The 11,309-nt window shown below is 54.4% G+C and carries 11 protein-coding genes and 2 pseudogenes; 3 read left to right on the forward strand and 10 right to left on the reverse strand.

All coding sequences use genetic code 11. The features are described 5' to 3' along the window. The 7 genes and pseudogenes from WBC85_RS02825 to WBC85_RS02855 form a co-directional block, all read right to left on the reverse strand. Positions 1–281: pseudogene (locus tag WBC85_RS02825) on the reverse strand (hypothetical protein); the annotation flags it as partial. 445 nt (positions 282–726) lie between these two features. Continuing rightward, positions 727–1,881 carry an endolytic transglycosylase MltG gene (mltG, locus tag WBC85_RS02830; protein ID WP_424433160.1) on the reverse strand — a complete coding sequence of 385 codons (1,155 nt, stop codon included), beginning with the start codon at positions 1,879–1,881 and terminating at the stop codon, positions 727–729. Position 1,882: 1 nt separating this feature from the next. After that, positions 1,883–3,142 (reverse strand): beta-ketoacyl-ACP synthase II, encoded by a 1,260-nt coding sequence (fabF, locus tag WBC85_RS02835; protein ID WP_424433161.1) that lies wholly within the window; start codon positions 3,140–3,142, stop codon positions 1,883–1,885. Between the two features lie 213 nt (positions 3,143–3,355). Then, positions 3,356–4,495: a flavin monoamine oxidase family protein gene (locus WBC85_RS02840; RefSeq protein ID WP_424433162.1), complete on the reverse strand. Its 1,140-nt coding sequence runs from the start codon at positions 4,493–4,495 to the stop codon at positions 3,356–3,358. Positions 4,496–4,724: 229 nt separating this feature from the next. Beyond that, entirely contained in the window at positions 4,725–4,958 is a 234-nt protein-coding gene (locus tag WBC85_RS02845) for an acyl carrier protein (RefSeq protein ID WP_293447849.1), read from the reverse strand. A 193-nt stretch (positions 4,959–5,151) separates the two neighbouring features. Then, entirely contained in the window at positions 5,152–5,889 is a 738-nt protein-coding gene (gene fabG / locus WBC85_RS02850; RefSeq protein WP_424433163.1) for a 3-oxoacyl-[acyl-carrier-protein] reductase, read from the reverse strand. Positions 5,890–5,934: 45 nt separating this feature from the next. Then, a complete protein-coding gene (locus WBC85_RS02855; RefSeq protein WP_424433164.1) occupies positions 5,935–6,543 on the reverse strand; it encodes a hypothetical protein in 609 nt (202 codons plus the stop codon). Positions 6,544–6,855: 312 nt separating this feature from the next. Between WBC85_RS02855 and WBC85_RS02860 the strand changes: the two genes are divergently transcribed. Beyond that, positions 6,856–7,662, forward strand: coding sequence for a DUF2726 domain-containing protein (locus tag WBC85_RS02860; RefSeq protein WP_424433165.1), 807 nt, complete (start codon positions 6,856–6,858; stop codon positions 7,660–7,662). A gap of 17 nt (positions 7,663–7,679) precedes the next feature. On the opposite strand, the gene fabD is transcribed toward WBC85_RS02860, so the two are convergent. Beyond that, a complete protein-coding gene (gene fabD, locus WBC85_RS02865) occupies positions 7,680–8,609 on the reverse strand; it encodes an ACP S-malonyltransferase (protein WP_424433166.1) in 930 nt (309 codons plus the stop codon). 186 nt (positions 8,610–8,795) lie between these two features. Between fabD and WBC85_RS02870 the strand changes: the two genes are divergently transcribed. Continuing rightward, on the forward strand, positions 8,796–9,995 hold the full coding sequence (locus WBC85_RS02870; RefSeq protein WP_424433167.1) for a cytochrome b/b6 domain-containing protein: 1,200 nt from the start codon (positions 8,796–8,798) through the stop codon (positions 9,993–9,995). A 61-nt stretch (positions 9,996–10,056) separates the two neighbouring features. Here WBC85_RS02870 and WBC85_RS02875 read toward each other — a convergent pair whose 3' ends face one another. Continuing rightward, positions 10,057–10,629: a YceI family protein gene (locus tag WBC85_RS02875; RefSeq protein ID WP_424433168.1), complete on the reverse strand. Its 573-nt coding sequence runs from the start codon at positions 10,627–10,629 to the stop codon at positions 10,057–10,059. A gap of 127 nt (positions 10,630–10,756) precedes the next feature. Continuing rightward, the gene (locus WBC85_RS02880) at positions 10,757–10,987 is read right to left on the reverse strand and encodes a hypothetical protein (protein ID WP_424433169.1); all 231 of its coding nucleotides are present in this window, start codon (positions 10,985–10,987) and stop codon (positions 10,757–10,759) included. A gap of 239 nt (positions 10,988–11,226) precedes the next feature. Here WBC85_RS02880 and WBC85_RS02885 point away from each other — a divergent pair. Next, positions 11,227–11,309, forward strand: a pseudogene (locus WBC85_RS02885) (30S ribosomal protein S6); the annotation flags it as partial.

Genomic DNA, 11,309 nt, shown 5'->3' on the forward strand with positions numbered 1-11,309 from the left:
ATCGTAGATCGCGCGTCATCAAGGTCGAGCGCATGTCCGCGTCCGCTGCCTCTATCTTGGTCATACTTCTCAAGACGTATCTCCATTTCATGTGCTATTTTCAACCAATCCCGAATGTCCCCAAGAACCCTGTTCGCTTCGGATTTTGGTCCTACTTTCCCAGCCGCCACCTCTGTCGAGAGCTGGTTGAGCGCTGCGATAGCTCTTACCAATTGCGCTTTGGCTGATATTTGAAGCTCAGATAGTTCCTGAACCGACACACCTGTTGGAATTTGTGTCATGCAGTCTTTTCTCCTCATGCGCGTTTTCTCCGCACGAGCGAAATGCAAAACGACCCCGAGGATTGGGCCCGAGGATTGGGCCCGAGGTCACTTACATGTCTTCTAGCATGTCACAACTTATAGGCGAGTGCGTTCGCCAAGTCAAGCAAAACGGCAATAGCAGTCGTCGCTAAGCGTACGTTATTATTAACAAATTCTTAAAAGCAAATTGCAAACCAAAGCGCACGTAGTTCATCCCCCAAAGCTAAAATCGTTCACGTTCATCTGTTATTCGACTTCTCTTTTAGACCATCGGTATAGATACTGGCAGATCGCTGGTCTCCACCTGTCAAATGCCGCATTAAAACAAAAAAAGGGCAGCCAATCAGCTACCCTCTTCTTCAGTTCTCGCAAAATACCTACATAAGCACATAGCGCGCGGGACAATGCCCCCAGCGACACTCAACTAGTTATTCGCACGCTCCGCTTCGATCTTGCGCCACTTGGCGACGTTTGCGTTATGCTCTGCCAGGGTTTCCGCAAACGCATGCCCACCAGTGCCATCTGCAACGAAGAAGATGAAATTCGTCGAATCCGGATCAACCGCAGCCCTCAGACTTGCAAGTCCAGGGTTTGCAATTGGTGTCGGTGGCAAACCGTCAATAACGTAAGTATTCCAAGGGGTTTCCTTGCGCAGCTCGCTTTGTCGCAAGCCCCGCCCAAGTACGCCCTGACCGCGTGTTACACCGTAAATCACCGTCGGATCCGTTTGCAGGCGAATGCCCTGGTTCAGACGGTTGGTAAAGACCGACGCAACCTGCCTACGCTCTTCTGGAACACCCGTTTCCTTTTCGATGATTGAGGCCAGCGTCAACATTTCTTCAGGCGTTTTCAAAGGCACATCATCACGCCGCGCGGCCCAGACCTCTGCAATACGCTTCTCTTGCGCTGAAACCATACGGGCAACCAAAGCAGCGCGCGTATCTCCGATGCGAACCTCATAGCTGTCAGGCGCCAACATACCCTCTGCAGGAACGTCCTCAACCGAACCATCCAGCACGTCGACCGATTTCAATTCTTCAATAACCTGCCAACTGGTCACGCCCTCAGCCAAAGCAATGCGATAGCGCGTATCTGCCTCGTTTCGCACGCGCGTATAGTCGGCAGGCTTTTCATCCTCAGCAGGATCAAAACGTGCCTTCTCAACGAATTTATTCGTTGCAGGATCAAGCTGACGCACCAGAACCGTCGCGCGCGTTACGCCGATACGGTAAACAACCTCGGTCCCGCATGAACTCGCTCCGCCTCGGGTAATAATGCTGACGATTTCTTCCATCGAAGCATTTTCAGGCACCAGAAAACTACCCGCCTTCAACGCGGATGTCTTTTCCTCATAGTCAGCGCCAATGCGAAAGATTGCAGGACTGGACACAGCCCCTTGCTTGCCCAGATCGGCGCTCACCTTGCTCATGGTTGATCCGGGATCGACCTTAAGACAAATCGCCTGTTCCAAAGGCCCGGCAGACCTGTATTGGCCCTGCCCCCAAAGGATCATGCCGCCCAATAGAAACAGCGCCACGATGAGAAATGTCACCGCGTTTGACGCAATGTGTCGCCACATTTTAGCTGACCTTCCCGAACAAAACGCTCGCGTTCGTGCCGCCAAAACCAAAGGAATTGCTGAGTGCTACGTTGATTTCACGCTTCACTGGCTTGTTTGGCGCAAGATCAACCGCTGTTTCAACCGCAGGATTGTCCAGATTGATCGTCGGCGGCGCAATCTGATCGCGGATCGCAAGGATTGAGAAAATCGCTTCAATCGCGCCGGCCGCGCCCAGCAAGTGACCCGTCATCGACTTGGTTGATGACATGGTAACCTTGCTTGCATGCTCGCCCATCATCCGCTCGACCGCGCCAAGCTCGATGGTATCGGCCATCGTTGATGTGCCATGTGCGTTGATGTAGTCAATGTCCTTCGGTTCCAAACCGGCCTTGGCCAAGGCCGCGCGCATAGAGCGTTCACCGCCCTCACCGCTCTCGCTTGGTGCAGTGATGTGGTAGGCATCGCCAGACAGGCCATAGCCGATCACTTCGGCGTAAATTTTCGCGCCGCGCGCCTTGGCGTGCTCGTATTCTTCCAGCACAACAACACCCGCGCCCTCGCCCATGACAAAACCATCGCGATCGTTGTCATAAGGGCGGCTCGCCGCGGTCGGATCATCCTCGCGCTTGGTCGACAGCGCCTTGCAGGCATTGAAACCTGCAATACCAATCTCGGAAATCGACGCTTCCGCGCCGCCTGCAATCATCACATCCGCATCAGAGGTCATAATCAGCCGCGCCGCATCACCAATCGCATGCGCACCCGTAGAACAGGCCGTCACAACCGCGTGGTTCGGCCCCTTAAATCCATAGCGAATACTGACCTGACCAGAAATTAGGTTAATCAAAGCGCCGGGAATAAAGAACGGCGACACACGGCTCGGGCCGCGCTCATGGATCAGGATCGCGGTCTCGGCGATGGAATTCAAACCGCCAATGCCAGACCCGATCATCACGCCCGTGCGCAACTGGTCTTCTTCGTCCTCGGGCATCCAACCTGCATCTCGAACCGCTTGCTCGGCTGCCGCAATCCCGTAGAGGATGAAATCATCTACCTTGCGGCGCTCTTTTGGCTGCATCCAGTCGTCCGCATTGAACGTACCGTCTGTCCCATCGCCAAGAGGCACTTCGCAGGCATATTTCGTCTTTACGCGGCTCGCATCAAAGCGCGTAATCGGACCCGCACCGGACTTTCCATCCAAAATGCGGCTCCAGCTTTCCTCAACACCGCAAGCAAGCGGCGTGACCAATCCCAGACCTGTGACAACTACTCGGCGCATAAGACTGCCCTCTATATATAGTGTTCGTTACCGCACACTTACCTTGGATGGGGGCATGGGGGCAAGAGCGGTGGTGTATCCTTTCGATTGAAACGGCGTTCGTGCGCTAAGCTGCTCGAAGCTGCCGCTCATCACAGTAGGGTCAAAGTTTGCTTGCGGCCCAAGATGAGCGATTTTCACATCGGCCAAAACGATCACGCTCTGTTTTCTACGTTATAATTGGTCAACCACAGCTTTGGCTGCGAGCGCCGCATCGTGCACCGCGCCCCAGTCTTCACCCGCTGTGTAAGCTTCACCCGCAAAAAATAAATGTGCACCGACAGGCCGACCTAATTGGCGAACACGCTTCCAATTTTCATGGTCCCGAACATAGGCACCGCCAATAAAGGGTTCGCTAGACCAGTTTTGAGTGATGATTTTGCGAAAACGCGGCGTTGCCTGACCCGCGAAAATTTCATCAAGTTGCCGTAAAATGTCGCGGGTAACTGCGGCGTCTGACAGCCCCAAATAGCGCTGTGCCGCACGACCCACGGCAAATAGCCCCAGGACAAAACGTCGGGTGTTTTGCCCATATGACGCATCATAAAAGATGTGCTGCCCGGCTTTTTCCGGGGTAACCTCAAGTTCAGTGTAGGTCGGGTAAAATTGCTCATCAAACTCCAGAAACGCTTTGTACCCGTCCCAAAAGACAGCCTTATCAATCGCGTCAATCTTAGATTGAGGCAGCGGAGGCGTAAAAGAAATCCGTCGCTCTTGCAGCATCTTCAAGGGCACAGTGACCAAGACCGCATCGGCAGTGAATTCTTCGCCTGCCAGAGTTTTAACAATCGCCCGCCCTTGCGAGGTGTCAATTGAGGTCACGGGGGTACGAAACCGAATTTTATCGTGAACTGAAGGAATAATGTATTGGTCAAAGAAGTCGAACCAACTGGAATTGACGAACTTTCGATCCGGATGCGCACCTAAGTTCGTGCGCCTTAAAACCTCACCATCCCAAAACGCATAGTCATCAGTGCGCTTGTAACCTTTTGTCTGAACAGAAACCGCTTTCCTCGGGCTAGTGGCAATATCTGCAAACACCTGCGGGGTGGCATGTAACCATTCTGCCCCCAATGGAATTGGGAAATCAGCAAATCCCAAATTTCGTTTCATCCGCCCACCATAATCTGATGAGGCTTCTAAAATTTGAAACCCGATACCGCGTTGCCGCAGGCGGTAGCCCGCAGTCAAACCTGCCGCACCTGCGCCGATGACCAAGACATTGCGGACGCCGGCGGCTTGGATCACTTTGGGCGCGTTAAGTGCACCAAGGCCAAGCAAGCCTGCCATCACCAGAAATTCTTTACGTGTCATCGTTGGCCTGTAGTTAGTGGCTGGGGAAACAAGAAGCTGGTTTGTCACCATTAGCCGCGCACCCAACTGCTACAATCCCTCGTTTGGGCCTATAGCGGGTCATTTATTCAGGCCGCAGCATTCGGCAATCTGGCCTCGAAGCCGACAATTGCTCATAATCCCCCCAAAACGCAAAACACCCCTCGCGATCAACTCGCAAGAGGCGTCTTAAATCTTAACCTCAGAGAGCTTACGCAGCTTCGGAGATGAACTTTACCGCGTCGCCGAAGGACTGGATGTTCTCAGCTGCGTCATCAGGGATCTCGATGCCGAACTCTTCTTCGAACGCCATAACCAGCTCAACTGTGTCGAGGCTGTCTGCGCCCAGATCGTCGATGAAGGATGCACCTTCAACAACTTTGTCTTCTTCCACACCAAGGTGCTCAACTACGATCTTTTTAACACGATCTGAAACGTCGCTCATCTCGAAATCCTTATATCTTGGGCCATCGGCCCGTTGGTGCCTGTCCCCAGCGGGGCACTTGATATTGCCCAAGCAGGGCGGCTTTTGTCCCCGTAGGAACACCCCATTCGCGAGCGCATGAGGTCAATGATGCGCCGCCTATACCACAAGCGGTGCATAAGGCAAACGGAATCACCTTCCGTAAACCTGTTGGTTAAAGCATGGCCATTCCGCCGTTCACATGCAAGGTCGCTCCCGTGACATATGACGCCTCATTGCTGGCCAGATAGATCACTGCGGCGGCAATTTCGTTGGGCGTGCCCATGCGTCCTGCCGGGACTTGGCCCAAAATACCTGACTTTTGATCGTCCGTCAGTTTATCGGTCATCGCCGTTTCAATAAATCCCGGCGCAATCGCGTTTACAGTGATGCCGCGCGATGCAACTTCGTAAGCCAACGATTTGCCCATCGCGATCATGCCTGCCTTGGACGCGGCATAGTTCGCCTGCCCCGGATTGCCTGTTGCACCAACGATGGACGAGATATTCACGATCCGCCCCCAACGCGCCTTCATCATGCCGCGCATAACGCCTTTGCAAAGCTTCATCGTCGCGGTCAGGTTCACGTCCAGCACAGACTGCCATTCATCGTCAGACATGCGCATGAACAGGTTGTCGCGGGTGATCCCCGCGTTGTTCACCAGAATATCAACGCCGCCCATCGCCGCAATCGCCTGCTTTGGCAGTTCCGCGACCGCCTCCATATCCGAAAGGTTGCATGGCAGCACATGCGCACGCTCCCCCAGTTCCGCGGCGAGCGTTTCCAAAGGCTCTGTGCGCGTTCCGGACAAACCGACGCTTGCGCCAGCGCCATGCAGCGCGCGTGCGATATCCGCACCAATCCCACCAGATGCACCAGTGATGAGCGCGGTCTTCCCTGTCAAATCGAACATTTCAGTCTTTCCCTTCTCTACCTAACCCATAGCAGAGAAAGGCAGCTAGTTTGCAGCTAACGCATTGCCAACATTAGCACTCACAATTCCCATAGCGCCAATTTCAGCGATTGTCATGGGGCGAGGACGCCGCTTGCCACCAAATTTTTCAGCAAAGCGCGCATATCCGTCGCCGCCCGTCATTTCTGTAGCAAAGCTTTTATGTGCCGCACTGTCCGCGCCGCGCACAACGCCAATCACTGCACCTTCTTCCATCGTGCGCTGGGTGCCGCCGACAAAGGCATCAACCGCGCCGCCGCTAATAACGGAATCATTACGCAAATGCGTGCTGAATCCCGCTGCGCGCACCGCACGCCCGAATTCCATCGCTTCTGGGCTACCCGCAGGGCCATCTGCTTGCAAGAACACCAACCGCTTGGCCTTGGGATTAGAGTCGCGCACTGCCGCAAAACCGGTCGCGGTGTCTTCGTTGATCGATCCGGAAAGATAAATCGTATCACCTTCGGGCAAAAACGCCGTCATATTGCCTTGCGCAACGGGCACCGGCTTTACAACAAAACCTTCCTGCACGACAGGAACAGGACTTTGGCGAAGCTTTGCACAACCCGCTAGCCCGAACGCCCCTAACCCGAATAAAAACGCACGTTTTTTCATTTTCTTATTCCTTTGACTGCCTCACGCGTAGCGTGCCCCCAAGTGCACAGAAATATCAATCTCCAAAACAAAGACAGACTGTTTCGGCAAAGCATTGCCGCCAACATGTTCCAAGAGTTTTCACACCGCCGCCCCGCTTTCGGCAAGATTACGCGTTAGCAAAATCACAACGCCTTTGGCTTAACCGAGATGATATCCGCAATGATACAGCAACAGATTGAACAATTCACACGGTCCCTGCAGACGATCGCGGCCGAATATTCTGTCCCATCCGTGATTTTACAGCACATCCCCGTGCTTAAGGATCATCCTGTGTTGCGACAGAACCCCGAATACCTGTTTTATGGTGTTGGTGGTATTGTGGCATTGCTGTTTGCGCTCAAGATACTGAAAAAACGCAAGAAAACGCACCCAACGAACGTCGCCCTCGTGATGCCAGCGCCATACACTGGCGCGAACGAAGACGATCAGGCAAGCGATGAAAGCCCCAGCATGCAAGCCGATCCCAAAGATCACGCGAGCATTGATGCGATTCCCCAGCTCCAACCGCGCCAGTTGGCGAAACCGCAAACCCGCAGCCTCGCCCAGCAACTCGACGACGTTAGCGCCATTAGCTTTTCAGCGCGCACCGCAATGACAGCAGATGAGGCCAGAATGCGTGTGCTCGTCCAGTCCGTGATAAATGAATTTGGCGCAGGCTACATGGTTATGGCCCGCACGGCGCTAGCCGCACTGCTTGAACCCGGCCGCGAAGCCGTTGGCCCGGAGCGCGCAAATGCAATTGCCGCGATCGAGAATAAATATCTGGACTTCGCGGTTTTTGATCGCGCCGGTCGCTGCCTGCTTACCCTTGATGTGGCAACAACGACGCCGCCAATCGGCAACAAGGCTATCGAACGTGCCGTCGTTTTCAGTGCCTTGGGTCAGGCGGGTTTACCGGTCGCTAAACTGCTCAAGACAGATACGGCCGCTGACGTGCGCTCGAAAATCGCAAGCTACTTGAAGCCCATTGCGCAAGGTCAGACACCAAGCAAGCAAAACAGCGCAATCAAGCCAAGACCCGGCCGCCCTACGCGGCCAATGCGCCCGGCCCACGCTGCTGCTGTCGCAGCCGAATAACGTAGAAAAAGAGCGCCTTAGCGCTCTAGTTTCGAGATATCTTCAGGCGTTCCAACCGCGCTACATACGATGGTCTTTTCGATGCGGCGGATCATGCCGGATAGCGCTTTTCCGGCACCGATTTCCCAAATCGTATCCACGCCCTGCGCCGCCATATAGCCAACGCTCTCACGCCAGCGCACGGACCCCGTTACCTGTTCAACCAAAAGCGTTCGGATCAGCGTAGGATCACTGACAGCGTTTGCGCGCACATTCGCAACAACAGGCACCGCGGGGCGATTGATTTCCACATTCCCTAGCGCCTCTGCCATAACCCGCGCTGCGGGCTCCATCAGGGCGCAATGGAACGGCGCGCTTACAGGCAGCAAAACCGCGCGTTTCGCGCCCTTTTCCTTGGCAATTACCAAAGCACGCTCGACCGCGCCCAAATGACCGGACACAACCACCTGGCTCGGGTCATTGTCATTGGCCGCTTGGCAAACTTCGCCCTGCGCTGCTTCTTCGGCGACGGCCTTAGCCGTCTCAAAATCCAGTCCCAGCAAAGCGGCCATCGCGCCGACGCCTACAGGCACAGCTTCCTGCATTGCCTTTCCGCGAATACGCAGCAAACGCGCGGTGTCCGAAATGCTCAAGGCACCAGCCGCAGCGAGGGCCGAATACTCACCTAGCGAATGACCTGCCACATAGGCGGCATCGGTAATGTTAACGCCTTCGGCTTCCAGCGCGCGCATTGCCGCCAAAGAGGTCGCCATCAAAGCAGGCTGCGCATTCTGCGTCAGGGTCAATGCATCTTGCTCCCCTTCCCAGATCAGCGCGCTCAGTTTTTCACCTAAAGCCTCGTCAACCTCGTCAAAGACAGCCTTCGCTGCGGGATATGCATCCGCCAAGGCTTTGCCCATTCCGATAGATTGTGCCCCTTGACCGGGGAAAACAAAGGCTTTGGTCATCTGGTATCTCCTGCTTGCGCTTTTCATTTCTCTAGCCCTGCTTGACCTTCATCGCAAGCCTGCCTGCAAATGCGCACATGATATGTTCTGCAATAAAGGCTGACACGACAGCGCAGATCAGTCACTATTGTGCAAAGGGCGTGCAAACGCCGCAAAACCGATACAGCCACACCACCGGAGAGCACTATGCCCGCCTCAAACACCGCACGCAGCTACGGCTCGCTCGCAAAGACCTTTCATTGGCTCACAGTACTTTTGATCCTGACAGCCATTCCTTTGGGCATTATTTCCAACCGTTTACCTTTTGAAACAGGCGATCAGCTTGCCTTTAAAGCGCTGATGTTCTCACTGCATAAAACCGTCGGCGTCACAGCCTTCTTCGTCGCCCTCGCCCGTATTCTTTGGGCGATAAGCCAAACCAAACCTGCGGGCCTGCATCCAGAGCGTCGCGCCGAAACCTTGCTCGCGGAACTGGTCCATTGGTTGCTCTACGGCTCTCTCGTTCTGGTGCCGCTGACGGGTTGGATCCATCACGCGGCAACAACGGGCTTTGCACCAATCTGGTGGCCATTCGGTCAAAACCTGTTTTTCGTCCCCAAAAGCGAAACGCTTGCAGCAACAACCGCAGGACTGCATATCGTCTTCGAACGCGTGCTGATGATTTCCATCATTCTTCACATCGCAGGGGCGCTCAAGCATCACTTTATCGACAAGGACGACACCCTGCGCCGCATGTTGCCGGGTAAAACAGAAGCAGGCACACCGCATCCCGCGAACAAAACGCTGCCCATTGTCCTTGCGCTTGTGGCCTGGATAGCTGCGATGGGCGTGGGATCACTGCTTGGGCTTTATCATGCGCACAGCGACGCAGCTGATCGTGCAGTGCTTGAAGAGGTAAACAGCGACTGGACCGTGGAAACAGGCACCCTCACCCTCTCGATCACCCAGTTTGGCTCTGAAGTGACGGGCAGCTTTGAAGACTGGACCGCCGACATCACCTATGCCGCCAAAGAAAGCCCCGGTTCTCATGGCACAGTGCGCGCGTTGATCTCGATTGGCTCCCTCACCCTCGGATCGGTCACGGGCCAAGCCCTTGGCCCCGATTTCTTCGATGCCAGCACCCATCCGACTGCGCAGTTCAATGCCGAACTGGTCTATCAGGCCGATGGCTACATCGCGGAAGGTGCGCTCACTATCCGCGGGATCACTGTCCCAGTTAGAATGCCCTTCAATTTGACGGTCGAAGGCGAAACCGCCGACATGAAAGGGCGACTGCTGCTGGATCGACGTGCTTTTAACATCGGGGACAACATGCCTGACGAAGGTTCACTGGCGTTCGCCGTCAATGTAAACGTAGCGCTAAGAGCAACCCGAACCGCCAACTAGCGCACAAAAAAGGCCGCTGGATTATCCCCAGCGGCCCTTCTTTCGCAATAGAAATTGCGGCTTACTCGGCTTTTGCAGCCTCGATAGAGATCATCACCTTCACTTCGTCGCTAATAGCTGGTGCAAATGCCCCAAGACCATAGTCTGACCGCAGCAATGTGGTCGTCGCATCAAAGCCCGCCCAGTCCTTGCCTGCCATCGGGTGCTGGCCTGTCTTGTTCAGAACAGCGTCCAGAACGACAGATTTGGTGACGTCATTCAATGTCAGATCACCCGTGATCGTGGCTGTGTTGTCGCCTGTCACCTCAATGGACGTTGATGTGAACGAAATCATCTCGTCATCGGATGCATCAAAAAAGTCTGGTGACATAAAGTGACCAAGACGCTTTTCCCAACCTGTTATCATGGATTTCGCAGGCATGGACACGTTCACGCTAGAGGCTGCGGGGTTTTCCGCATCGAACATGATCTCGCCCTCAAATCCCGAGAACATGCCATAAGTCGTAGAAAACCCGATATGGTTATAGGAAAATACGATCTGGCTATGGCTTGCATCCAGCATGTACTTTGCTGGCGCGGCATAGGCCGATGTGCCGGCAAGTGCGAGCGCGGCGGCAAATAGAAGTGGTTTCATTCGAAAAGCTCCTGTTGAAGATAATTCAACTATGTGGAGCAATGCGGTGATTTAGCAATCCGCAGCTGTTCAACACTACGTGTGCGACGCTGCACACTACAAATAAAAGCCGTTAGAGTGCGCGATATTATTTACGCCGCAAAAAAGCGGCCATCGCGCAAAACGTCAGAACACCTGTCAGACCTGTCTTTAAAAGCAATACTTCTGCTGTTGCGCTTGCGCCGGGGGCAAACCATAGGCCAACTGCACACATGGCAAAGACCAGACCAATAAAACGACGTACTGTTTGACCACTAAGAAACGACGTTTCCTGAGCAGGTCTTGCGAATGACATGTGGGCTGCTGAGAGTTCTGACATGGTCTTCTCTTTCCGTGCTTATTGCGTTGACCTTTTGTTGCGGCTGAAAAAGATAGAAATGTGGCACAAGCGCGGCCCTTTGGTGCCCGCTGCTCTGGACACTTGCGCCACGCGCACAACCCCGCTATCAGGCACAAGCTTTCCGCAGGAATTTTCACTGCGCAGTCTCTCGTGACCGGGACGCGGAAAGCTTTTAGGTTCTGGTCTTTGAAATGCGCCGATACATGAATGGAGCACACATGCCTTTATATGAGCATGTTATGATTGCGCGTCAGGACTTGTCCAACACGCAAGCCGAAGGCCTTATCGAACATTTTGGCAC

The sequence above is a fragment of the Planktotalea sp. genome (assembly GCF_049680325.1).
Lineage (GTDB): Bacteria > Pseudomonadota > Alphaproteobacteria > Rhodobacterales > Rhodobacteraceae > Planktotalea.

Coding starts and splice junctions, on each gene's coding strand:
- mltG (WP_424433160.1), bottom strand. CDS start 1,881: ATGTGGCGACACATTGCGTCAAACGCGGTGACATTTCTCATCGTGGCG.
- fabF (WP_424433161.1), bottom strand. CDS start 3,142: ATGCGCCGAGTAGTTGTCACAGGTCTGGGATTGGTCACGCCGCTTGCT.
- WBC85_RS02840 (WP_424433162.1), bottom strand. CDS start 4,495: ATGACACGTAAAGAATTTCTGGTGATGGCAGGCTTGCTTGGCCTTGGT.
- WBC85_RS02845 (WP_293447849.1), bottom strand. CDS start 4,958: ATGAGCGACGTTTCAGATCGTGTTAAAAAGATCGTAGTTGAGCACCTT.
- fabG (WP_424433163.1), bottom strand. CDS start 5,889: ATGTTCGATTTGACAGGGAAGACCGCGCTCATCACTGGTGCATCTGGT.
- WBC85_RS02855 (WP_424433164.1), bottom strand. CDS start 6,543: ATGAAAAAACGTGCGTTTTTATTCGGGTTAGGGGCGTTCGGGCTAGCG.
- fabD (WP_424433166.1), bottom strand. CDS start 8,609: ATGACCAAAGCCTTTGTTTTCCCCGGTCAAGGGGCACAATCTATCGGA.
- WBC85_RS02870 (WP_424433167.1), top strand. CDS start 8,796: ATGCCCGCCTCAAACACCGCACGCAGCTACGGCTCGCTCGCAAAGACC.
- WBC85_RS02875 (WP_424433168.1), bottom strand. CDS start 10,629: ATGAAACCACTTCTATTTGCCGCCGCGCTCGCACTTGCCGGCACATCG.
- WBC85_RS02880 (WP_424433169.1), bottom strand. CDS start 10,987: ATGTCAGAACTCTCAGCAGCCCACATGTCATTCGCAAGACCTGCTCAG.